This is a genomic window from Ferruginibacter paludis, assembly GCF_030409685.1.
In the GTDB taxonomy this organism is placed as follows: domain Bacteria; phylum Bacteroidota; class Bacteroidia; order Chitinophagales; family Chitinophagaceae; genus Ferruginibacter; species Ferruginibacter paludis.
This window is the reverse complement of the sequence record NZ_JAUFQJ010000004.1, coordinates 91,694-114,622: the sequence shown is the minus strand read 5'-3', so window position 1 is coordinate 114,622 and position 22,929 is coordinate 91,694. Positions and strand designations below refer to the sequence as shown.

Below are 22,929 nucleotides of genomic sequence, written 5' to 3'. Positions count from 1 at the left end.
AAAACAGGCTGCGGCCTGTTTTTCTTTTTGTTATACACTCACTTTTTATTTAGTCAAAGTAATTGCAGGTAATGCGGTTTCTTCACCATTTTTTAGCTGGATATTATTTATGGTGGTATCATGATATCCGTTAAAGCCTTTATATAAAACACTATAACTGCCTTCTTTTATTCCCCTTATTTTAAAATCGCCATCTGCACGCGGAATGCCATTGGCAGTATCTGTAGCATTATACACAGTTACAAGCGGGGTAGCTTCAGCCGGTAATACCGAGCCCTTTAATCGTGCGAAATTGTGATCATTAAAGGGCCTTAAAACAGGTCTCAGATAATATTGACCGTTAATGAATACGATAGATCTGCTGATATCAAAATCAATCCAAAGTGCGGTTTGCCCAGTAGCCACTTCATGATGGTGTTTATTGTTGATTTTGACGTATAAATAGTTATTGATACCTGGCAGCAAATTCAACGGATAGTTAACACCGGCAACGGTAAGGGCATTACCGGCACCAAGCGTAATCCGGATTTTTCTGATGGCCCCATTGATATTTGCGCTACCCAGCAAAGTGTCGATGCCGTTTCTCAATTTTGACACATCATACATGCCGGGGACAATATTTAAAGTATCCCATTTTCCAAAATCATCTTTGCCCTTGTGGTCGTCATCTTTGTCATTGTCATTGTCGCCAAAAAGGTCGTCATTTTTGTGAGCTTCGCTGGTATCTGTTTTTACTTCCACGTATTTGATGTCGATCAAAACGGAATCATACAAAGCCGGATCATCTGTTAAATACACCGATAATTTCTGACCGGAAGTGGATGCCGGGCCAGAGGCGGAATCTTTTTTACAGGCAGAGAATACCAGGGCCGAAGCAAGTGCGAGGCAAAGCCCGCCAAATAATTTCTTGTTCATTTTCATACTGTGGTTTTTTAAGTGATTAAAATTTTCAAAGGGCTGGCAACAACCGTGCTTTATTTGATTACCAGTTTAGTATAAACTATTCTTTAACAAATAGCATAGTATTTTTATTACACAAAACGCGTTACCAGTCTAAGTAACTGCTGCAATAATTTAATTTATTTTTGCAGCACCCAACTATTATAGGCGTAGCTGCATCTGTATGTCAAACAATCAATCATTAGTGCCGCAAACCGAACAGCTGATACAAGGTTGTATTAAAGGAAATCGTTATGACCAGAACAGGTTGTACCAGCTGTATGCGCCCGCAATGTTTTCAGTCTGCCTCAGATACTCAAAAAACAAAGAAGAAGCCGAAGAGATTTTGCAGGAAGGTTTTATGAAGGTTTTCACCCATTTACACCAGTTTAATTTTGAAGGCTCATTTGAAGGGTGGATAAGAAAGATAATGGTGAATTGTGCCCTTCAGAAATACCGTAGTAATGCACGTTTGCATGCAGTGGTAGATATTGAAACCAATCAGCATGAGATTGCGGAAACTGAAAATATCATGGCGCAGATTGGCACCAAAGAATTATTGAACATGGTACAGCAGTTGCCACCGGGGTACCGGCTTGTTTTTAATATGTATGTTTTTGAGGGGATGAAGCACCGTGAGATTGCAGAGCAACTGGGTATATCTGAAGGTACTTCCAAATCGAATTTGTATGATGCAAGAGTTATTTTACAGAAATCAGTCGCCGGCAGTTTACAGGTTGCAAAAAAAAACATTAATTGTTTATGAAAAAAGATTTACACAACATTGACAAGTTATTCAAAGCTGCCCTGGATGACCAAACAGAAAACCCGCCCGAAAGTGTCTGGGAGGCTATAGATAAACGTCTTGATAAAAATAAGGTGGTAGATATCAACAAAAAATACATTCAGCTTAAAAGAATTGCCGTTGCTCTGTTGGTTCTTTTATTAGGTTTTGGTGCCTATACTTTAAACCATTGGACTAAAATTAATAGTCCATCCCAGGCAGATAGTACAAACCACAATAAAACAAACAATGATAATAAAATAAATTCCGTACCAACATCAGTTGATACAAAAAATAAAAGTGCAGCTGACACAGAAACTGTTGCTGTTGTTAATCCTGCTGAAACAGATTTACAAGCTCTGGTTGATAGTAATAAAGTTCAAAATGCTAATAATATTTTAAAGTCTGCTGATGGCAATAAAAAGCAGGTTACAGGGGACTTGGCAATCGCTCAAAAGACGGACGTCAACGAAGAAAAAAGTAAACCAGCTTTAAATGAAGACAATCAATCAATAAATAAAAAAGAATTTAAAGCACTGGACAATACAGTAACACCGCAGCAAATGCTGCTCAGCAAACGAAAGGCAAAAGCAACGATAACAAACGGTGGTATTGATGAAGTTGCTGATGAAAAAACTGCTGTTGCAACTATCCCAACAGTATCAATACCAAATAAAAAAACTGCTCAGGATTTCGAAATCAAAAATGAAAATTTTACCGGTCAGCAATTGACACATTTATCTCCCATTGCCCCACAACTGATTTCAGCTCCCAAATTAAATGCAGTAGATAATCGCATTGCTTCAGACATAAGATTGTTGCCTGATGGATTGGGCCTGACCCAACGGCCTGGAAAAAGGCATACAATAAAGAGTGGGGGAGGCTTGTCTGCAACATTATTTTTCGCTCCCAATATTTCATCCAATCTTTTAAAAGAAGAGCCGCATGAAAGAATGCCCGGCGGTATGCCCCCGCCCAGGGATCATGATGACAGGGACAAGATCAGGGATGGAGAACAACGACAGTCATCATACAGCCTGGGAATTTTACTTGATTACAATTTAAATAAGCATTGGAGTTTACAGACAGGTATGGAGCTTACTTCTAAAACCATCACAATAAGTCCTAAAACTATTTATGCCGATAAAGATGACCGGGGAGAAATAAAATACCGGTTTAACTGTTCATCAGGCTATACTTATCTGTCTTCCAAAACCGTTGCAAACCCTGTAGTAGGGGATAGCCTGCAGGCTTTCGGTGCAACCAATACATTAAAATATATTTCAGTTCCGCTCGCCTTAAAATACCATTATTACTTTAATAAAATAGATTTGTTTGCTTTGGCAGGTACCACTTTTAATGTATTAACCAAAGGTAAAATTGCCACAGAAATCGGTACCGCAACCACTAAAGAGGTGACTACCAGTTCATCAATAAATGGTTTAAAATCCAACTATTTCAGCGGCAATATCGGGCTCGGGTTATCATATACTATTACGCGAAGTATTGCGTTAAGTTTTATGCCATCCTATAATTTTGCGCTGAATTCCAGCACAAGGGATGCGACTGTAAAAACTTATCCTAATAACATCAGCCTGGCTGCGGGTATCAGGTATAAGTTATAAAGGATAAAAATAAAGCCAAAATAAAAAAACTATGAAATCATTCAAATCAACTACCAGTTTCGCCCTTGCAATACTTGTGTGTTTGTTTACCAATAAATATGTTATTATGGGCAATGTTCTATAAACAATTATACCCTGCATAACAGGGTACAATTGTTTGACGCGTTACCATTTATCTCCTGAAAACAATATCAATGAGTAGTTTTGGCTGATGTGATGTCAGTCATCATCTCCATGTTTTTTAACACTCACCTGCAATATTTGTCCGCCACCAATCGCTGCGGGTCCGAAGCCGACATTTGATACATACAATTTGCCATCAGGGCCAAAAGTCATGGCGGTTGGCAAATTAAGCCCGGTAGCAATTTCCTCACGGTTACCGGAGTGATCTACCCTGATAATTTTTCCTGTATTGGGAGTTGGTCCCATACCGCTGACAGTGGTATTTTCCAGCACGTACAGATTGCCGTTTTTATCAATCGCAACACCCAGCACCGTAGTAAATCCGGTTGCAAATACAGATACATTCCCGGCGGGAGTAATTCTATAAATGCTGGAACTGCCCGGTACAACAGGAAATGGATGAAGGTTGCCGGAATAAAAATTGCCATGATACCATGTTAGTGCGGTGGGCACGATGTGACCCTGGCTTGCAGAAATGTCGGCTACGCGACTTATTGCACCAGCGGTGGTTACTTTTATAAAGTCGCCATGGTTGGGTTCCATAATATACAAATTGTTGTTTACATCAATCATGCTGTATGGCGTACCGTCTGGTTCAAAATCATCCTCTTCCGGGTTTTGCACAGGATGGGCTTTTAACCAGTCGCTTAAATTAGCCACCGTTGTCCACTGGCCATTCCATCCTACTTTTATAACCTGGTTTGGAATGGAGGGAACACCATGCGAACAACCGGCACCTGCCAGCACTGCATACAATGTGTTGCCAATAAAAGTCACATCGCCTACGCCTTCCACATCACCGCCAATTATTTCATTGGCATGGCTGGAGGGTAACTGATCGGTTACTGTTGTGCGTTCACCTTTCCAGTTGATTTTTGAAATGCGGCCGCCTGTGGTACCGCCCAGGTAAGGGCCAACGGGAAATGGCACCTGGTCGCACTGACCAATGGAAGAATAAGTCCCTGCGCCAGTGCCGCCTTCAGCAACATAGAGCCGGCCATTGGGGCTAAATTTTAACCCCCTGGGATTGTTTAAACCGGTGGCAAAAATGCGTACTGCTTCGTGGTTTTTCTTTTCCGTTGCTGTTGCGTTGTCAATCCACAAAGCAGTTTCATCTTTTTCCTGTAGCTGGTATGCGTTATCAGCGTTTGCAGTAACTACATCCGTAGTTGTTTTTTTGCAGGATGTAAGGAACAGAGCGATAGCAATGACTGCCGCCATTTGTCCAAAAAAAAATCTTTTCATAATTCGTCTTTTAAATGGTTGAAAATTTTGTTACATGCCTCTATGCGGCATGTTGATTACATAATCAATGGTAACGCTGATTTTCTGTGGTATCCAGCGGTTATCCGGTAATAAAAACGGGAAGGAGAATCAGCAAGCTGATTTTTCAAAAAATATGGACTTACAGCAGGTTACTTAAGAGTACTTGTTACTGACAGAACTTTTTATAGAAAAATATTTTGTAGTGCCGTATAGGCTTTGGTTGTGGTTAAATGAGTATTGAGGAGAAAAATTATAATTAAAAGCTAAATTATAGTTTCACTAACACAGATGCAAGTAAATGTGCCATTTTTCGTTTTTAGAAAGACATTGTATAAATAAACAACTGCCGCCAGCGTGTACCCACTTTAATAAATTTGAGAAAGCTTATATGTCATCTGGTACAAATTAATCATGGTGTTTCACTGATAACTTTTATCTCGTTCAGCATAGCTTTAAAGCAGTTGGCTTGCGTTGTATCAGTTTGTATACCGGATAATTTTACCGATTCATAGTCATCGATAAACGAATTGGAATTTGACCAGATAGTCTGCATTACGCCCTGGTATAATTTTTTTACTGCAGGTTTTGCCGTACGCCTGTAACGTACCATGTCCCGTACCTGGGTGGCAGCAACAGCAGGGTTGCGCCAGGTGGAGGTAACCACAGCTAACTTATTATTGGCGAAATAAACAGCCGTCTGTTCCGCTTTGTCGTAATGCCAGTCGCAAATAACTATGTCTTTGCTGATGAGGCGTACAGCGCTTTGTGTATTGTTAAAGCTTCCTTCCCACTCGCCAATACCCGTGCTTTTTCCATCAATCAGCCGGTCGCCCCAAATCCATAATTTTCTTTTTTTCTCAGCCAGGTGATTGCGGATGGTATTCACTTCCCCGGCAAATAAAACAGCTTTGTCTTTTCCGGCGCAGCGGGGACAGCGGTAATCACCCAGGTAAAAAACTTCATCCATTCCCGCATGAAATGCTGTCGCTTCAAATATTGTACAGATTTCGTCTACAAGATCAAAAACAATTTTATGTACCGATGGATGCAAGGGGCAATAACTTTTACAATACAGGCTATCCGGGTTAGGCCAGCCGTACACCACCGGCATTTGCACAGTGGGTGTTTCATCGAACTCAGGATACACTTTCAATAGTTTATTGAGGGCTCCTGCCCATGATTGGTGCCCCAGCAAATTAATCTGCGGAATTAAATGGATGTGGTTGTTTTTACAAGCCGTTACCAGCTGTCTTACATCTTCTTCAGACAATGCACTTGAATCCTGCAGTTCAGGATGGGTTTTGAATTGGTAATTGAAGTCAACCCTTAGAACCAGTGTATTTATTTTATTAACAGCAAGGTCTTCGTTGATGAATTGTACAAACCGTTCAACATTGACAGGCTTGGGTGCCGAAATGCAAAAGGCCCTTACCGGCAATAGATCATCGATGTTTTTTTGCGCCGGTAGCATGACGGAAAACAATAGAAAAATAAGACTTATTAAAATGCCTTTTACAAGTATGCGATGCTTCATAATTAATAATGTGCTGGTTTTATTTTACCCTGAAAATATTTTCCGGCAGCTGAATGGTGTGTGCAGCGGTACGGAAAGTTATTGCATTAAAGCTCGTGCCCATACAGAAAATAAAAATAAAAATTTCGCTACCAACTATGTGAAACGTATGATAATATGTTGTAAAATATATTAGCCTACAGAATACATTTACAATTTATTCCCTTAATTTTAATAACGTTTCCAACGATAACTAACTTCCTTTACCAAGCCTGACTGTATGACTTCAAAAAAATTGTTGATTGCATTGCTTTCGGGTATTTGTTTTTTCTTTTCCTCCATACAAAAAATTACTGCACAACATTCGGATTCCGTTAATACATCTTACTCAGCTGCGCTGCATAATGCCAGGGAAGTATATCACCAGGCTTTTGGAGATCAGCGGGCCTTGACCAATGGCAGCTTGTATACAGAATATCCATATAAATTTAATGAAGGTGATCCGTATTTCGGCACACCTGCTCCTGCTTCGGGATCAGTATTTTATGATGGTGTACAATTCGACAATGTATTGATGCGGTATAATGAAATCACCGATGAACTGGTGATAAACTATTATGCAGATAAAATACAGTTGTTAAAACCGAAAATTGATTGGTTTCACTTTTACGGTGCTGATTTTATAAAAATAACAAAAGACAGTCTCAGTATGAATCTTGTCAGCAGCGGTTTCTACAATCGTTTATACAATGGAAAAATTGGTTTATTTAAAAAAGAAATGAAAACCATCCAGCAAAACTCCTCTGCAATAACTGAGTTGCTCACTTATATTGAAGAATCAGATTATTACTATCTGAAAAGGGCAGACCGTTACTTTATAATAAAAAGTAAAAGTGATTTATATAAATTGTTGAGTGACCGGAAAAAAGAAGTGAAAAGTTTTATAAAACAGCATGGTCTGAACTTTAAAAAAGACAAGCAAAATACGCTTACCCAATCAATAGCCTTTTACGATAGCTTAATAAAATAAGATGAAAAAAAAGGGATCAATTATTTTAACACTACTGTTCGTTTTTTTTAGCTGCGTACAAACCCTCGCTCAAAAAAAAACATATCCTGATGTAACGGTAAACCTGGATAGCGCATCGTTGGAGCAATTCGTGCTTGCAATTGAAACTCAAACGCCATTGCATTTTTATTATGATACAACCCAGGCAGACAGCATTACAATCACATTGCACGTTCAACAGCAGCCATTGTTAAAGGTACTGGACCAGGCTTTCGTTAATACAGGCCTTCGCTATACAATTACTGAAGAGGGGTATGCATTTATATTAAAAGATAAAAATATCGAAACCGCATTTGCACCTTTCAATACAGATGAAAAAAATGGCGGAAGAGTGGACTTGAATGGTTTGCAAAAAAGGGATAAGGATAACATTAAAACAACGCTGGAAAATAAAGTGTACGATATAGGTGATAAGCTTGCACCTACAGCTGCACCTAATGCAATCATCGCTGGTACTATAACCGATGCAAAAACAGGCGAACCTGTGGTGGGAGCATATTTACAGGCAGATCAAACCGGTCCGTCACTTGTAACGGATCAGTACGGTTACTTTTCGTTTTCATTACCCAGGGGCAGGCATGTGATCAATATACAAAGTCTTGGGATGAAGGATACCAGGCGCCAGGTACATTTATACAACGATGGCAAACTGAATATTGACATGCAGAGTACCATCTTAACCATTAAAAATGTTGTTATCTCTTCTCAAAAATTAAACAATGTAAGAAGCGTTCAGATGGGCTTACAGAAAATTGATATAAAAACTATCAAGCAGGTTCCTGTAATTTTTGGAGAAGCGGATATACTACGGGTGGTAACAACATTGCCCGGCGTTAAAACTGTGGGGGAAGCCAGTACAGGTTTAAATGTAAGAGGAGGTTCAACAGATCAGAATCTTATATTATTCAATGATGCTACCATTTACAATCCGTCCCATTTTTTTGGTATGTTTTCGGCCTTCAATCCTGAAGTGGTAAAGGATGTGGAGCTGTACAAAAGCAGTATTCCCGCCAGGTATGGAGGAAGGCTATCATCTGTATTAAATATAAACGGAAGGGAAGGAAATAAAAAACAATTAACCGGAAGCGCAGGTATTGGCTTGCTCACCAGTCGTTTAAATTTAGAAGGACCGTTGATAAAAGATAAGACTTCATTTATCCTCGGAGCCAGGTCCACCTACGCTAACTGGTTACTAAACCTGTTACCTGATCAGTATAAAAACAGTAAAGCGGGTTTTTATGATTTGAATCTTTCGATAACGCATGAACTTGATAAAAAAAATACACTTTATTTTACCGGCTACTACAGCAAAGACCGTTTTAACTTAAACAGCGATACCACTTACGGCTATAAAAACCAAAATTTTTCCGTGAAATGGAAACACGTGTTTAACAATAAATTGAATAGTGTTATAACAGGCGGAACTGATGAGTATACCTATAATATCGGCAGCAATATATTGCCTTTAAGCGCTTATAAAATGGGCTTTGATATTCATCAAACGTACTTTAAAACACATTTTAACTATTACCTTGATAACCGCCATACCATTGACTTTGGATTCAATTCAATTTATTACAAATTGAACCCGGGATACTTTAACCCCGATGGAAAAAATTCTCTTGTTTCACCTGACCAGGTAGAAAAGGAAAAAGCATTGGAGAGTGCAATTTATCTGAATGACAAATACAATATCACCAATGCATTTACTCTTGAAGGCGGAATAAGATTTTCTTTTTACCAGTTTTTAGGACCTAAAACAGTTAACACTTATGCTGAAGGGCTGCCCGTAACAACAGACAACCAAACAGGCAGTAAGTTTTATGATAAAGGCAAGATCATTAAAACTTATGCAGCCCCTGAATACCGTTTGTCTGCACGATATGCTTTTACACCTAGCTTTTCTTTAAAGGCTGCATTCAATACCCAGCGGCAATATATTCATATGCTGTCAAACACGGCATCGATGGCGCCAACCGATATCTGGAAATTGAGTGACGTCTCTATCAGGCCACAGCAGGGAGGCCAGCTTTCTTTTGGCCTGTATAAAAACTCAAAAGCCAATACCATCGAAACTTCGCTGGAAGTGTACTATAAAAAAATAAGCAATTACCTGGATTATAAAAGCGGGGCTAACCTGGTGCTGAATCATCACCTGGAAACAGATGTAATTGGTACAAAGGGAAAGGCCTACGGCGTGGAATTTTTGGTTAAAAAATTAACCGGTAAAATAAACGGCTGGTTCAGTTATACCTGGTCGAGGGTATTATTAAAACAAGATGACCTTGCGGCCGGTGAATTAATTAATAAGGGCAACTTTTACCCGGCCAATTATGATAAGCCGCATGATGTTACTTTAATTGGCAATTACCGTGTCAATCATCGTTTCAGCCTTTCGCTGAATGCAACTTATAGTACCGGAAGGCCTATTACATTGCCAGTAGGTGTGTTTTATTTTGCAGGCTCCAACCGCACTTTGTATGCCGACCGCAACGAGTTCAGGATACCTGATTACTTCCGTGCAGATTTTTCAATGAACATTGATGGCAACCATAAAGTGCACCAGGTAACGCACAATTCCTGGACGTTGGGTGTGTATAATTTAACCGGCAGAAAAAATCCATATTCTGTGTATTATGTATCTGAAAATGGGGCAGTCAATGGTTATAAACTTTCCATTTTTGGAAGCGCCATACCATTTATAAATTTTAATATCAGGTTTTAGTTGAAGGGCTGTGCCTGCGCAGGCCTGTTAATTTTTGAAAATGAAAGTCTATAGTAATACTATAAAATTTACCGGGCTATCAAATAATTTGTTGGAATAAACTTTTTTAAATGAATAAAATACTGCTGTTACTAATTGTTGTATTTGTTGCGGGATGTAAGGAAAAATTTGATTCGCCGGCACCAAAGGTTGCTACGGGCTACCTTGTAATTGAAGGTGTTGTTGATGGAGACGGAGGACAAACTAATATTCGTTTATCCCGTACAGCTGGTTTGAAAGATACCAGCAAACTTATGGAGCAAGGAGCAGTTGTTTTGCTGGAAGATAGCGCAGGCAACAGTTATCCCCTGTATGAAAACGGTATTGGTATGTATTCCGGCAACCTCAATTTGAACACTTCAACAGGCTACCGGCTGAAAATTAATACTCAAAACAGCGAAACTTACCAGTCAGATTTTGTGAGACCAAGGTACAACCCGTTAATAGATAATATTCAGTGGGAAAGAGATGAGAATGGTGTAAAACTGTTTGTTGACACGCATGATGATAATAATAACACCCGCTACTATCAGTGGGAATTTAAAGAAACTTGGGAATTTCACTCTGCTTTTTCAGCCTCTTTAAAATGGGACCCGCCTTCCGGCCCAAATGGTAGTACGCTTGTTACGGTAGCTTACCGGGATGCCAGTGACCCCGAGATCAGTATTTGCTGGCAATCTGAGGCGTCCAGCAATATACTGCTGGGGTCTTCAGCAAAGCTGACGCAAGATGTAATTCATTTACCTTTTACGGAGGTTGCCACCGGTTCGCAGAAAATGAGCGTGCTGTACTCGGTGTTGGTAAGGCAATATGCCTGGAGCAGGGAGGGGTATCAATTCCTGGAGCGGATGAAAAAAAATACTGAATCCGTGGGTTCTGTTTTTGATGCGCAGCCTTCTGAATTAAATGGAAATATTCATTGTATAAGCAATCCATCATTACCTGCCATAGGCTTTTTCAACATTAGCAGGCCGACGGAAAAAAGAATATTTATCAAAAATGCAGAGTTGCCCAACTGGAATTACAATGCAGGATGTGTTGCTTTTGAAGTAGTAAATAATCCTGATTCGATTCAAATGAACGCCAGGGGTACCTTACCTATGTATCCGACACTAATGACTCCGTTTGGCGAAATAGCGAAATTTAAAGTAGCTGCTCCGCATTGCGTTGACTGCACTTTAACCGGCACCAACATAAAACCTGATTACTGGCCTTAAACCACCGACTGTTATGATGTTACCTGTTTTTTCTTCACGGGTTTTAAAATTGGGAAATTGCTATTTTATGCGGCAATTATTTCTTTTTATTTGCGGTGCCCTGCTATCTGCGGCAGCAAGCTCCCAGGCTCCGCCAACTCAATGGATTGAAAGCCGGTTTAATTCGTGGCAGCAAAATAATTTCCAGGAAAAAATATATGTGCATACTGATAAAGCTGCTTACCTGACTGGTGAAATCTGCTGGTTTAAAATGTACAATGTGGATGGCTATAACCACCAGCCGGCCGGATTAAGCAAGGTGGCATACGTTGAAATGCTGGATAAAAATAACCGGCCTGTTCTCCAGGCAAAAATAGCGCTTGAAAAAGGGTTTGGCGATGGCTCGCTTTATCTTCCTGCTACTATGCTGACAGGTAATTATAAAATAAGAGCTTATACCAACTGGATGAAAAATTACGGGGCTGATTGTTTCTTTGAAAAAACAGTTTCTATCATCAACCCTCAGAAGAGTGCAGAAGAAAGTAAATATTCTGGTAGGGAATTGTATGACGTTGGCTTTTTTCCGGAAGGCGGATATCTTGTTAACGGACTGGAAAGTAAGGTTGGATTTAAAGTAAACAATCGCTTTGGTAAAGGCGTACCTTTTGAAGGCTTGCTGCTTACCAACCAGGGGGATACCATTGCTCATTTTAAACCAGCCAGATTTGGTATGGGCAGTTTTATTTTTACTCCCTGGACAGGTACGCAATACAAGGCCCTGATTAAATTGCCTGATGGTCAGCAACAAATTGTTATGTTGCCTGTGACCAAAGAAACAGGCTATAACATGCGGCTGGAAAGGGCTGCGCACGGGGAGATACAAATTAAGGTGCAAACAACTGAGCCAGCCAATGGTTACCCGGTTTTTCTTTTTGTTCATACCCGCTATGCTGTAAAAAAAATGCTGAGCAGCATTCTTGAAAAAGGTGAAACCGATTTTTCTATTCCCGACTCAGTGCTGGGTGATGGCATATCTCAGCTGACTGTTTTCAATAGTGCACAGCAGCCGGTTTGTGAGCGGCTGTATTTTAAAAAACCACTTCAAAAAATACAGATTACGGCATCAACCGACCAGGCATCCGCCGGCATACGAAAAAGAATAAGGGTTGGCGTTAGCTCTGCCAAAGAAAGCGGCGAGGCTGTCTCGGCCAACATGTCAATGGCTGTATATAAGATAGATTCGCTGATAACTACCGACGAGTGCAGCATATCCAATTACCTGTTGCTCAGCGCCGATGTTGCAGGTACGATAGAGTCGCCCGGGTACTATTTTTCTGACAATGAAGATATTGTTGCAGCAGATAATTTAATGCTAACCCAGGGCTGGAGAAAATTTAAATGGAATCAACTGGCAGAGAATAAAAAACAGTTATTTCAATTTTTACCGGAAGTATATGGACACATTGTTACCGGCAAAATTGTACCCTCACGTGCCGGCTTGCCGGTAAAAGAAATTGCAGCCTATTTAACGGTGCCTGGTTTGATAACACAATTTCAAACGGCGATAACGGATTCAATTGGCAACATCAAATTCGACATGAAAAATTTGTATAGTGATGGCGACATTATTGTTCAGACCAATAATGAAAAAGACAGTGGCTACCGCTTTGAAATAGATACGCCATTTATAGATACGTATTCCGGAAAAAAACTTGCTGACTTGTCACATATGGACCGCAACGACGCTGTTTTAAAAAGATATATTTCGACACAGGTTCAAAATGCGTATGTGTATAATCAGTTAAATCGTTCTTCAGCAAAATTGCCGGATACAACTGCTTTTTACTCCAGGCCCAATGCATCTTACCTGTTGGATAATTATGTGCGTTTTACCACACTGGAAGAGGTTTTCAGGGAATATGTTTTAGAAGTGAATGTTAGAAAACCTGGCGGTAAATTTAGTCTGCCTGTTATGAATACAGGAGGCCAGGCATATTTTTTAACCCAGCCACTTGTGCTGCTGGATGGGTTACCGGTGTTCAATATTGATAAAATAATGAGTTATGATCCGCTTAAAATAAGGAAGCTGGATGTGTTGACCAGTAAATATTTTTTGAGAGATAATTCTTTTACCGGCATCATCAATCTTACCACTTACAAGGGTGACCTGGATGGATTCGAAATTGATCCAAGGGCTACCATCATCAATTATGAAGGACTACAACTGCAACGCGAATTTTATTCTCCGGTCTATGCAACTTCTGCGCAGCAGCAAAGCCGGATGCCGGATTTCAGAAGCCTGTTGCTTTGGAGCCCGGAACTAAAGACAGACTCGAAAGGAAAATTGCAAACAACTTTTTACACTTCCGATGTGAAGGGAAAATATGCCATCGTGATAGAAGGGTTAAGCAACGATGGAAGGCCGGGAGAGCAAACTATTTATTTTGACGTAAACTAGTCGGATGGTTTAGGTTGCAACAAATCCAACACAAAAATGAAAGGTCCATTTTTAATAGCCGTATAACAAAATAATTAGCTGGATTTGGAATATACTATTGTTATAAAAAAAGGAAATTATTAGCTATGATTTTTTTGCTACCGCCGACATTTCACCGGTTAAAAAAGCACGCAGTGCATTTATCCGGTCGGTATTAATCAGGTCCACATTACATTTCAGCAATTCGCTCCACACTTTTACTTTATCAGGCGAACCCCACAAACGAACCTTTCTGCCGTTTTTATGCGCCTGCAAAACAAAGTATTCCAGACGCTGTATATCGTTTTCGGAAATCTTGCCTTTGCCTTTCCATTTTACAAGGCTTGAGTATTTGCAACTCGCGACTGTATACATATTGTTTGTAGAATCTTGTCCGGCACGTGTAAGATCTTCATCTAAAAAAGCCAGTCGTTCTTCTTCGCCCGAAAGCAAATTATATGGTTTATGCCCTGTCAATACAACAGATACATTCCGCATGATAAGTTCGCCGTTTTTGTAACCAGATAAAATGGACTTGTATTTTTGCAGCAGTTGGGCAAGTACTTTATAAGTCCTATCGGCGTCCGTTTTGATGTCAATCATTAACGTAAGCGGGCAATTGACAGGGTTCGCATTTTGGGCATTTGTATTTACATAGTTTAACAGCGGTTTAAAGTACAATTCTTCCAGCGTTCTTTTATTTTTAAAATAGGGCAGAATATGGGTCACTATCAATTTGCCATTCTTTAAATACACATCCGCTTCCACATAGGTGAAACCATTGTCCAGCGCATCCAGCAGCGGCCTTCTATGCCAATAGTCATTGTGCGCATAAGCGTTGGGAAGAATCATATTTTGAGAACGGACATCGGCTGCTGATAATAAAAAAAAGAGGATAACCAGCAATGGGCAAAACTTTCGGTTGATCATGTAAGGGACATATTTTTTAGCAAACATAAATTTATCACAGAATACCTGCGCCAGTTAATTGACTGATAACAATCAAATAACTTAAACCGGGCAATTAAATAATGGCGGATATACCTGCCGTTAATTAATTGTTGATACGAAAAAATTTTAAAGAAACTTTTACACAAGTACAATCGTTACTGCACGTGGGCTGCGAGTAAAATGATAACGGCCTGTGAAGCGTTTTTATTGCAGCCAACTTGTTCACATTTATTTAACAACTTCTTTTAGCCGGGCAGCATTGCCGCTTTGTTGTAGCTGTTTTTATTGCAAAAGATAAAGACTAAAATTTTATCCGGTTAGTGTGTCCGCAAAATATAGTGATTTGACTACCATGTAAACCGCCAGGCATAAAAATAAATGCACCTTTACCCAACCATCTCCTTAGCCTTGTCATCATACCTAATAAAATTGGATTAACCTGTTCTTAACAGGTATTAAAATTAAATTTACTTTTTAAAATGGTTTTTGTTTGGAAAGCGAGGAAAAAATTTGAGCGCTTGTTTTTCGACACTTTTAGTACAAATAATTATTTATGAAAAAAGCAGTCTTGTTGCTGGCAGTAGCAATTACCTCCATGTCATTCATCAATTGGCATTACAATTTGGATGAAGCAAAGGCAACTGCAAAAAAAGAACACAAACATATTCTACTTAATTTCTCGGGATCAGACTGGTGCGGTCCCTGCATAAGACTGCACAAAGAAATTTTAGGGAGTGATGCCTTTCAGAAATTCGCAACAGGCAATCTCGTATTGGTGAATGCAGATTTCCCCAGAATGAAAAAAAATCAATTATCGAAGGAGCAGCAAAAAATAAATGATGCATTGGCCGATCAATATAATTCCAAAGGAAATTTTCCGCTCACCTTATTGTTAAATGAAAACGGAAAAATTGTAAAACAATGGGAAGGCTTGCCAAGCGCTACACCGGAAGAATTTACAGAAGAAGTGCAGTTTGCAATAGACCAGGACAAATAATTTCATGCATCCAAAACAGGTTTTTAAAGTTCGTGCCAAATTAATGGGCAACCAGTTTGAGCTAAGCGTGGTAGCAGTTAACGAAGACTGGGCCATTCAAAGAATTGATGCCGGCATTGCTGAAATAAAGAGGATAGAGAAATTATTAACCACTTTTGATGAGGGTAGTGAAACCAATTTGATTAACCGTAACGCAGGCCTGGAACCGGTTAAGGTTAGCGAAGAAACTTTTCAGTTAATTGAAAGATCGTTGAAAATATCCGGCCTGACACAGGGTGCATTTGACATTACCTATGGATCTATAGATAAGAGTTTGTGGAATTTCGATACCACAATGAACGCCTTGCCTGATAAAGAAACAGCAAGGAAAATGGTAAAGCTGATCAACTACCGAAATATCATTTTAGATAAAGAAGCAGGAACAGTTTTTTTAAAAGAGAAGGGAACAAGAATTGGTTTTGGAGGTATAGGAAAAGGGTATGCGGCGGAAATGGCAAAAAAGGTGATGGTGCAACAAGGTGTGGAAAGTGGTATTGTAAATGCTTCGGGAGACCTTACCGCATGGGGATTACAGCCGGATGGGGAAGAATGGACGATTGGTATTGCAGATCCCAATAATTCGGGCCAGGTATTTTCATTTATAAAAATAACGGGTCTTGCAGTAGCTACTTCCGGCAATTATGAAAAGTACATTGTGGTGGATGGTAAAAAATATTCGCACACCATCAATCCAAGAACCGGTCTGCCTGTTACGGGAATAAAAAGTGTAACGATTATTACAAAAAACGCAGAGATAGCAGATGCCATGGCGACACCCGTGACCATTATGGGCATTAAAGCAGGCCTGGGAATGATCAACCAGATAAAAGATATAGAAGCAATTATTGTAGACGATCACGATAAAGTATATACTTCAGCAAACATTCATATTCATTAACAAATCACCATGAAAAAAAAGTCCATAACCTGTATTGCGCTGGCAGTCTTATTTATAGCAGGAGCAACTTCCTGTACGACTGTAAAGGAATACCAGAAAAATAAATTAAATGACGCCGAAATGGGATTGTCCGCCAGGAAGATTGAAAAAACAGAACAGAACTTTCAATCCTACCGCGAAGCAGCATCCGGAGCCAATGGTGGTAAAACCGGCGGTGGATGCGGATGCAATTAATTTAATCAAAGAACCAACAGACAATTCATGAAAAAAGTATGCTTAACTGTAATAGGCCTCTACCTGCTATTACTAAATGCGTTTAGCCAGGCGGTAACAAAAGATACGGCTGCTCACGCGGCTAAAGAAGAAACAGTGGAATATGTAGATAAACCGCTTCACCTGGAAGAAACAAACATAGTTTCCAGTTATTATAATCAGAATGGAAATCACAGTGCGGTAACTGGCGGCATCGGTACGGAAAAGGTAACCGATCTTTCCAACGGTCTTGAGTTAAAGTTTACAGGCGCTGATGTGGAAGGACATAAGTATACACTTACAACCGGTTTGGGATTTGATCATCATAGTTCTGCCTCATCTGCTTACGTAAATAAAACCGGTGCATCAAAAACCGGCGGATCAAGAGTGTATCCTTCAATCGATTTTTCAGTAGAAAATAAAAAGGGTAGCACATTTGGTTTTGGAGCTTATTACTCGGCTGAATATAATTATCATTCTTTTGCACTGGATGCAAGTTACTCCCGCAAAATAGGCAAAGGAGGCGAACTGAGCGGAAAGGCAAGTGCTTATTTTGACAAGGTTAAACTGATCTATCCTTCTGAATTAATTCCTGCAACTACAACTGTGGTAACAACTGTTACATCGGCAAGCGGTGGCGGTGGCGGCTCTTATGACGAAGAAGGTGGCAGGGCAGCGATTCCTTCTTCACCAAGGTATACCTACACGGGGTCGCTGGCCTATACACAGGTGATCAATAAAAATATGCAGGCGGCATTGCTGATGGATGTAGTAGGACAGAACGGTTATTTGTCGCTGCCATTCCACAGGGTATATCTGTCTGACGGAACAGTGCATGCTGAAAATTTACCTGTTCAACGGTACAAGTTGCCTATTGGTTTCAGGTTAAATTATTTTGCCGGTGATAAAGTAATTATCAGATCTTACTATCGTTATTTTACAGACGACTGGGGCATTAAAGCACATACCGCAAGCCTGGAAATACCGGTTAAAATATCGCCTTTCTTTTCTGTGTCGCCGTTTTACAGGTATTATACGCAAACCGCTTCAACATACTTTGCTCCCTATCAAAAGCATGCAACAAGTGATACTTACTACACCAGTAACTATGCTTATTCTGCCTTTAACAGTGCCTATTACGGTGTAGGATTACACATTGCGCCACCGGGTGGTTTATGGAAATCGGCATTGAGTTCACTGGAAATAAGATACGGACACTATACTCAAACAACGGATTTAAATTCAAATATTATTTCATTTAATTTTCAATTTAAACACTGATTCTGAACGTTTAACCAAGCACATTTTTAAAAGATAAAACAGCAAAGAGCCATCGTAACAGGTGGCTCTTTGTTGTTTATACATGTATTACACATAAGACATAATTGATTAATTTTTTGTATGAAACTTTGAATTTTTACACAGTACCAGTAGAGGCTTTGTAAAAATCCGGGCTGTTCAAAATATAAACCCGGTTTTTTCGTTCTCAAACAAATCCGGTACCGTGAAAAAATTGATACTCTCATTAATGGTGATGTATTGTATGCTCTCTGTTGCAGCTCAGCCTGCGGTATACAGTGATTCACTGGGCGTGCTGAAAGAGCAGAAAGACCTTGTGATAACCCCCGAAACAGTCATTAAAATTGAAAACCTTGGTACCAATATCAATACCGACTTACCAGAGTTAAGGCCCACGATTTCTGCTGATGGTAACCTGCTTTTTTTTATCTGCCAGAATCATCCGCAAAATACCAAGTTCAATGAAGTCCGCAATTCCCAAGATATATGGTTTTCTGAAAAGGATAGCATGGGCAAATGGAGCCCGGCAGTACACCTGGGTTATCCGCTGAACAGCTATTATTACAATGCGGTTTTTTGGATTTCTCCCGACAACAACCAGATTTTGATACGCAACGCTTTTATCAACGGCGACTATTTTGGCAATGGCGTAAGCATGTGTTATTTAACAAAAGAAGGATACTGGAGCAAGCCGGAAATGCTGCGTATCAGGAACTATGCAAAATACGACCGCGGCCGGCAAAACGGTGCGGTAATGGGTAACAACGGTCGCACCTTGCTGTTTTACATGACGGAAGAAAGTGGCGGATTAAATAATGAGATCTATGTAAGTTTTTTACTAAAAGACAGCACCTGGTCGGAGCCCAAAAACCTGGGCAGGAAGATCAACATGAAAAAGTTTAATCAAACCACTCCTTACCTCGCGCCGGATGGCGTAACGTTATATTTCAGCAGCAACCGTCCGGGAGGATTGGGGTATATGGATATCTGGATGAGTAAACGGCTGGATGACAGCTGGCAAAAATGGAGCGACCCTGTAAACCTTGGCAGCCCGATTAACACCGATGATATGGATACTTTTTTTACCATGGATGCCGGTGGAGAATATGCCTACATGAGTACCGATTTACATAGTTATGGCGAAAGTGATATTGTAAGAATAAAATTGCTGGAAAGAGAAAAACCTGATCCGGTGATATTGGTTAGTGGAAACGTATATAACAAAAAAACAGGCAAACCGTTGAGTGCTTCGCTGGTGTATGAAACCTTGCCGGATGGTACAGTTGCAGGCAATGGTATAAGCAATGCGGCCGATGGCGCTTTTAAAATGGTATTGCCTTACGATAAAAATTATTTAATCCGGGCACAGGCTGATCACTTTTTTGCTATCTCAGAAAATTTTAACCTGGATTCGCTCGTAAAACAAGGCTACAAAGAAATTCATAAAGATTTGTACCTGGTACCAATTGAAGTGGGTGCTGTTGTAAGACTAAACAATGTTTATTTTGATTTTGATAAATGGTTTTTACGGCCTGAATCTTTTGTTGAACTGGACAGGGTAGTAAAAATGATGGAAGACAACCCGGCTGTTGAAATTGAAATGAGCGCACATACGGACAGTCGAGGCAGCGATGAATATAATTTTAAACTGAGTGATAACAGGGCGAAATCAGCAATGGATTATATTTTATCCAAGGGTATTTCCCCAACAAGGATTGTGTCGCATGGTTACGGTGAATCAAAACCAGTGGTGCCAAATGATACAGACGAAAACAGGCAGCTGAACAGGAGAGTAGAGTTTACCATTTTGAAAAATTAAGCTGAAGGCAGAAAGCCGAAGGCGTAAAGCAAAAAGCAAAAAGCAAAAAGCAAAAAGCAAAAAGCAAAAAGCAAAAAGCAAAAAGCAGAACGCTGAACGCTTAAAGTAAAGGCAGAAGGCAAAGGCATAAGGCAGCAGCCAAAAAGCAGACACCTGGAATCAGTGAACTTGAACTTATAACCTACAACTTAAAACTTATAACTTATTTAAACGCCGGATGAAACTGTTGCAATGTGGTCCGTAAAAATTCCCTGTCGAGATGCGTATAAATTTCTGTGGTGGTGATGCTCTCATGGCCCAGCATTTCCTGTACGGCGCGAAGGTCGGCACCGCCTTCTACAAGATGCGTGGCAAATGAATGGCGGAAGGTATGTGGTGAAATTGTTTTTGTAATACCCGCCTGTTTGGTCAGTTCTTTTATAATCAAAAAAATCATTACCCGGCTGAGCTTCGAGCCCCTGCGGTTTAAAAATAAAATGTCATCATTACCCGGTTTAACAGCAATGTGTACCCGGATATCATTGCGGTAAATATTGATGTATTTTATGGCATCACTTCCTATTGGCACCAATCGTTCTTTATCTCCTTTTCCAATCACCCGTATAAAACCCACATCCAGGTAAAGGCAGCTGATGCGTAAGTTAACCAGTTCACTAACACGCAATCCACAGCTGTAAAGGGTTTCAAGTATTGCCTTGTTACGGCCACCTTCGGGTTTGCTTAAATCCAGCTGACCAATAATGTTTTCAATCTCTTCAAAACTCAATATATCCGGCAGGGTTCTTTTTAGCTTAGGAGACTCCAGTAAATAGGATGGATCAACGGTAATGATCTGTTCCATCAGGCAATATTTAAAAAAACTTTTCAGTCCGGAAACGATCCTGGCTTGCGAACCGGCCGTCATACCCAGTTCACTGATCCAGCGGACGAATTGTTCAAGGTCTTTCAATGTGACCTGATCGGGAGACAGCAAATATCCGGTAACGGATAACCAGGTAGTGAGTTTTTCAATATCGTGCAGGTAGGCCTCCACCGAGTGATCGCTCAGCGATTTTTCTAATTGCAGGTACGCTTTAAAGCCTCTTTTATACGACTGCCACATCGTAGTTTTGTTGTCAGACAATGTTGATTTTTTGGAAGGTGGATTTTTAAATTGTTTCCCTAATTTCGTTTTTACTACAGCAATATTAAATCAATAATGACAGTAAATCTTCGCAGCTTCCGCAAAAAGGTATTGGCCTATAAAAAATCAATGCGTTCGTTTTTAACCAGGCTTGAAAACAAGCCTCCCAAAAGTTTGCATGCAATGGCAGATTACGCAGATAAGGAAGTGTGGCAGCAAATAGACTGCCTGAGTTGCGGTAACTGCTGTAAAAAAATGACACCTACTTTTACGCCTTCAGATGTTAAAAGAATATCGGCCCACCTGGAAATGACACCTGCTGCCTTTAAAGAAAAATGGCTGTTGTTTGATAAAAAAGACAAGGACTGGCAGAATAAGAAGCAACCCTGCCAGTTTTTTAATATGAGCGATTATAAATGTTCCATCTACCCGGTGCGTCCCGCCGACTGTGCAGGCTTTCCACATCTTACCAAAAAAAGAGTGACCAGTTATTTACATGTGCACCGTCAAAATATACAGTATTGTCCGGCTACTTTTAAATGGGTAGAAACGATGCAGGCGCTTGCGAAGAACGGCTTTCCTACAGGTAAACATCCTCAATAAAAAAATACTCTGCCGGCTCATTGTTTAATATCAGGATGGATAGGATGTCGAATTGAATGCGTTTCCATTGGGGTTGCAGGTACAGGTATTGTTCCGCCGCATTGATCAGGTTTTCTATTTTCTTTCTGCCTACTTTTTCTTCGGGCAACCCGAATTTTTTGGTGCGCCGCGTTTTAATTTCAATAAAATGAAGAGTATCCGTTTTGGAAGCTATTATATCAACCTCCCAGTGGCTATGACGCCAGTTTTTTTCCAGTACAAGGTAACCTGCGTTCTGTAAATAAGCGGCGCCCAGCGTTTCGCCCGCAAGCCCGGTATGGTTATGCTTTGCCATATTCAAATATAATTTATCTGTCGCAGGCAAAAGGTTTTTCCAAAATATTGCCTTGCTGATATTATTACTTATTTTTGTGGTTGTTAAAAAATGTACATGAAAAAAGACCCGTCAATTGTAATCAGTTTTGTGTTGCTGGTATTAATGGCTTCCTTATACAGGATTTTGCCTGGAAGACCACTTGGTTTTGCACCGCAAATAGCCATGGCATTGTTTGCTGGCAGTATTGTGAAGGATAAAAAGTATTCATTTCTGTTACCACTTTTTTCCATGCTGGTGTCAGATATTCTGTATGAAGTGTTGTTTAAATTCCACATTTCGGCTACGCCTGGTTTTTACAGCGGACAGGCAGTCAATTATATTTTGTTTATTGGATTAACTGTTATTGGATTTGCCATTCAGCAAACAAAACCGGTTCAAATTTTAACTGGTGCTTTTGCTGGTACTACCATGTATTTCATCTTAAGCAACTTTGCAGTTTGGATCGGTGGCGGTCTTGATATTGCCAATCAGCCTTATCCCAAAACAATGGCTGGGTTGCTGCATTGTTATGCAGAAGCAACGCCGTTTTACCGCGGCAGTTTGTATGCTACAATAATATTTAGCGCCCTGCTGTTTGGCGGTTATTTTTTGATTAACAAATATGTTGTACAAAAGCCGGTACCGGTCAGTTCATAAACTGTTGTTGCAAAATCATTGCATGCTGCCATCACCTGAAGTGATGGCAGCATTTTTTGCGGGGGATCAGGTTAATGAAAATGGCGAACCGTTTAAACTTCGCAATTGTATGGATTAAACT

Annotated in this window: 19 protein-coding genes; 13 read left to right on the top strand and 6 right to left on the bottom strand. The window is 40.1% G+C overall.

Annotated elements, in window-relative coordinates; translation table 11 throughout:
* Window positions 1-45: 45 nt before the first annotated feature.
* Entirely contained in the window at window positions 46-915 is an 870-nt protein-coding gene (locus tag QWZ08_RS06165) for a DUF4382 domain-containing protein (protein ID WP_290336382.1), read from the bottom strand.
* Window positions 916-1,123: 208 nt separating this feature from the next.
* On the opposite strand from QWZ08_RS06165, the gene QWZ08_RS06160 reads away from it, so the two are divergent.
* Entirely contained in the window at window positions 1,124-1,705 is a 582-nt protein-coding gene (locus QWZ08_RS06160) for an RNA polymerase sigma factor (RefSeq protein ID WP_290336381.1), read from the top strand.
* Window positions 1,702-3,348 (top strand): outer membrane beta-barrel protein, encoded by a 1,647-nt coding sequence (locus tag QWZ08_RS06155; RefSeq protein WP_290336380.1) that lies wholly within the window; start codon window positions 1,702-1,704, stop codon window positions 3,346-3,348. The genes QWZ08_RS06160 and QWZ08_RS06155 overlap by 4 nt, the downstream gene beginning before the upstream one ends.
* Window positions 3,349-3,567: 219 nt before the next feature.
* On the opposite strand, the gene QWZ08_RS06150 is transcribed toward QWZ08_RS06155, so the two are convergent.
* Together QWZ08_RS06150 and QWZ08_RS06145 are read right to left on the bottom strand one after the other, a co-directional pair.
* Window positions 3,568-4,776 (bottom strand): ScyD/ScyE family protein, encoded by a 1,209-nt coding sequence (locus QWZ08_RS06150; protein ID WP_290336379.1) that lies wholly within the window; start codon window positions 4,774-4,776, stop codon window positions 3,568-3,570.
* 430 nt (window positions 4,777-5,206) lie between these two features.
* The gene (locus QWZ08_RS06145; protein ID WP_290336378.1) at window positions 5,207-6,331 is read right to left on the bottom strand and encodes a family 20 glycosylhydrolase; all 1,125 of its coding nucleotides are present in this window, start codon (window positions 6,329-6,331) and stop codon (window positions 5,207-5,209) included.
* Window positions 6,332-6,590: 259 nt separating this feature from the next.
* Here QWZ08_RS06145 and QWZ08_RS06140 point away from each other — a divergent pair, with 259 nt between their 5' ends.
* The 4 genes from QWZ08_RS06140 (at window position 6,591) to QWZ08_RS06125 (ending at window position 13,797) form a co-directional block, all read left to right on the top strand.
* Window positions 6,591-7,340, top strand: coding sequence for a hypothetical protein (locus QWZ08_RS06140; protein ID WP_290336377.1), 750 nt, complete (start codon window positions 6,591-6,593; stop codon window positions 7,338-7,340).
* Between the two features lies 1 nt (window position 7,341).
* Window positions 7,342-10,104 (top strand): TonB-dependent receptor, encoded by a 2,763-nt coding sequence (locus QWZ08_RS06135; RefSeq protein ID WP_290336376.1) that lies wholly within the window; start codon window positions 7,342-7,344, stop codon window positions 10,102-10,104.
* Between the two features lie 110 nt (window positions 10,105-10,214).
* Window positions 10,215-11,360, top strand: coding sequence for a DUF4249 domain-containing protein (locus QWZ08_RS06130; RefSeq protein WP_290336374.1), 1,146 nt, complete (start codon window positions 10,215-10,217; stop codon window positions 11,358-11,360).
* Between the two features lie 67 nt (window positions 11,361-11,427).
* Window positions 11,428-13,797 (top strand): hypothetical protein, encoded by a 2,370-nt coding sequence (locus QWZ08_RS06125; RefSeq protein WP_290336373.1) that lies wholly within the window; start codon window positions 11,428-11,430, stop codon window positions 13,795-13,797.
* A 123-nt stretch (window positions 13,798-13,920) separates the two neighbouring features.
* Here QWZ08_RS06125 and QWZ08_RS06120 read toward each other — a convergent pair whose 3' ends face one another.
* Window positions 13,921-14,745 carry a phosphatidylinositol-specific phospholipase C/glycerophosphodiester phosphodiesterase family protein gene (locus QWZ08_RS06120; RefSeq protein ID WP_290336372.1) on the bottom strand — a complete coding sequence of 275 codons (825 nt, stop codon included), beginning with the start codon at window positions 14,743-14,745 and terminating at the stop codon, window positions 13,921-13,923.
* A 574-nt stretch (window positions 14,746-15,319) separates the two neighbouring features.
* Here QWZ08_RS06120 and QWZ08_RS06115 point away from each other — a divergent pair.
* The 5 genes from QWZ08_RS06115 (at window position 15,320) to QWZ08_RS06095 (ending at window position 20,070) form a co-directional block, all read left to right on the top strand.
* Window positions 15,320-15,763 (top strand): thioredoxin family protein, encoded by a 444-nt coding sequence (locus tag QWZ08_RS06115; RefSeq protein ID WP_290336371.1) that lies wholly within the window; start codon window positions 15,320-15,322, stop codon window positions 15,761-15,763.
* A gap of 4 nt (window positions 15,764-15,767) precedes the next feature.
* Window positions 15,768-16,700, top strand: a complete 933-nt coding sequence (locus tag QWZ08_RS06110) for an FAD:protein FMN transferase (protein WP_290336370.1) — start codon at window positions 15,768-15,770, stop codon at window positions 16,698-16,700.
* A gap of 9 nt (window positions 16,701-16,709) precedes the next feature.
* Window positions 16,710-16,934: a DUF4266 domain-containing protein gene (locus QWZ08_RS06105; protein WP_290336369.1), complete on the top strand. Its 225-nt coding sequence runs from the start codon at window positions 16,710-16,712 to the stop codon at window positions 16,932-16,934.
* Window positions 16,935-16,961: 27 nt separating this feature from the next.
* Window positions 16,962-18,233 carry a DUF3570 domain-containing protein gene (locus QWZ08_RS06100; protein WP_290336368.1) on the top strand — a complete coding sequence of 424 codons (1,272 nt, stop codon included), beginning with the start codon at window positions 16,962-16,964 and terminating at the stop codon, window positions 18,231-18,233.
* Between the two features lie 223 nt (window positions 18,234-18,456).
* Window positions 18,457-20,070, top strand: coding sequence for an OmpA family protein (locus QWZ08_RS06095; protein WP_290336367.1), 1,614 nt, complete (start codon window positions 18,457-18,459; stop codon window positions 20,068-20,070).
* 202 nt (window positions 20,071-20,272) lie between these two features.
* Here QWZ08_RS06095 and xerD read toward each other — a convergent pair whose 3' ends face one another.
* A complete protein-coding gene (gene xerD / locus QWZ08_RS06090) occupies window positions 20,273-21,193 on the bottom strand; it encodes a site-specific tyrosine recombinase XerD (RefSeq protein WP_290336366.1) in 921 nt (306 codons plus the stop codon).
* Window positions 21,194-21,268: 75 nt separating this feature from the next.
* On the opposite strand from xerD, the gene QWZ08_RS06085 reads away from it, so the two are divergent.
* Entirely contained in the window at window positions 21,269-21,796 is a 528-nt protein-coding gene (locus tag QWZ08_RS06085) for a YkgJ family cysteine cluster protein (RefSeq protein WP_290336365.1), read from the top strand.
* On the opposite strand, the gene QWZ08_RS06080 is transcribed toward QWZ08_RS06085, so the two are convergent.
* Window positions 21,774-22,130, bottom strand: a complete 357-nt coding sequence (locus QWZ08_RS06080) for a YraN family protein (protein WP_290336364.1) — start codon at window positions 22,128-22,130, stop codon at window positions 21,774-21,776. The two genes, QWZ08_RS06085 and QWZ08_RS06080, sit on opposite strands and share 23 nt — an antisense overlap.
* Before the next feature lie 96 nt (window positions 22,131-22,226).
* On the opposite strand from QWZ08_RS06080, the gene QWZ08_RS06075 reads away from it, so the two are divergent.
* A complete protein-coding gene (locus QWZ08_RS06075; RefSeq protein WP_290336363.1) occupies window positions 22,227-22,808 on the top strand; it encodes a DUF6580 family putative transport protein in 582 nt (193 codons plus the stop codon).
* The last annotated feature ends 121 nt before the right edge of the window (window positions 22,809-22,929 follow it).

What these genes read in the sequence shown, in the direction of transcription:
- QWZ08_RS06165 (WP_290336382.1), bottom strand. Translation starts at nt 915, where the DNA reads ATGAACAAGAAATTATTTGGCGGGCTTTGCCTCGCACTTGCTTCGGCC.
- QWZ08_RS06160 (WP_290336381.1), top strand. Translation starts at nt 1,124, where the DNA reads ATGTCAAACAATCAATCATTAGTGCCGCAAACCGAACAGCTGATACAA.
- QWZ08_RS06155 (WP_290336380.1), top strand. Translation starts at nt 1,702, where the DNA reads ATGAAAAAAGATTTACACAACATTGACAAGTTATTCAAAGCTGCCCTG.
- QWZ08_RS06150 (WP_290336379.1), bottom strand. Translation starts at nt 4,776, where the DNA reads ATGAAAAGATTTTTTTTTGGACAAATGGCGGCAGTCATTGCTATCGCT.
- QWZ08_RS06145 (WP_290336378.1), bottom strand. Translation starts at nt 6,331, where the DNA reads ATGAAGCATCGCATACTTGTAAAAGGCATTTTAATAAGTCTTATTTTT.
- QWZ08_RS06140 (WP_290336377.1), top strand. Translation starts at nt 6,591, where the DNA reads ATGACTTCAAAAAAATTGTTGATTGCATTGCTTTCGGGTATTTGTTTT.
- QWZ08_RS06135 (WP_290336376.1), top strand. Translation starts at nt 7,342, where the DNA reads ATGAAAAAAAAGGGATCAATTATTTTAACACTACTGTTCGTTTTTTTT.
- QWZ08_RS06130 (WP_290336374.1), top strand. Translation starts at nt 10,215, where the DNA reads ATGAATAAAATACTGCTGTTACTAATTGTTGTATTTGTTGCGGGATGT.
- QWZ08_RS06125 (WP_290336373.1), top strand. Translation starts at nt 11,428, where the DNA reads ATGCGGCAATTATTTCTTTTTATTTGCGGTGCCCTGCTATCTGCGGCA.
- QWZ08_RS06120 (WP_290336372.1), bottom strand. Translation starts at nt 14,745, where the DNA reads ATGATCAACCGAAAGTTTTGCCCATTGCTGGTTATCCTCTTTTTTTTA.
- QWZ08_RS06115 (WP_290336371.1), top strand. Translation starts at nt 15,320, where the DNA reads ATGAAAAAAGCAGTCTTGTTGCTGGCAGTAGCAATTACCTCCATGTCA.
- QWZ08_RS06110 (WP_290336370.1), top strand. Translation starts at nt 15,768, where the DNA reads ATGCATCCAAAACAGGTTTTTAAAGTTCGTGCCAAATTAATGGGCAAC.
- QWZ08_RS06105 (WP_290336369.1), top strand. Translation starts at nt 16,710, where the DNA reads ATGAAAAAAAAGTCCATAACCTGTATTGCGCTGGCAGTCTTATTTATA.
- QWZ08_RS06100 (WP_290336368.1), top strand. Translation starts at nt 16,962, where the DNA reads ATGAAAAAAGTATGCTTAACTGTAATAGGCCTCTACCTGCTATTACTA.
- QWZ08_RS06085 (WP_290336365.1), top strand. Translation starts at nt 21,269, where the DNA reads ATGACAGTAAATCTTCGCAGCTTCCGCAAAAAGGTATTGGCCTATAAA.
- QWZ08_RS06080 (WP_290336364.1), bottom strand. Translation starts at nt 22,130, where the DNA reads ATGGCAAAGCATAACCATACCGGGCTTGCGGGCGAAACGCTGGGCGCC.
- QWZ08_RS06075 (WP_290336363.1), top strand. Translation starts at nt 22,227, where the DNA reads ATGAAAAAAGACCCGTCAATTGTAATCAGTTTTGTGTTGCTGGTATTA.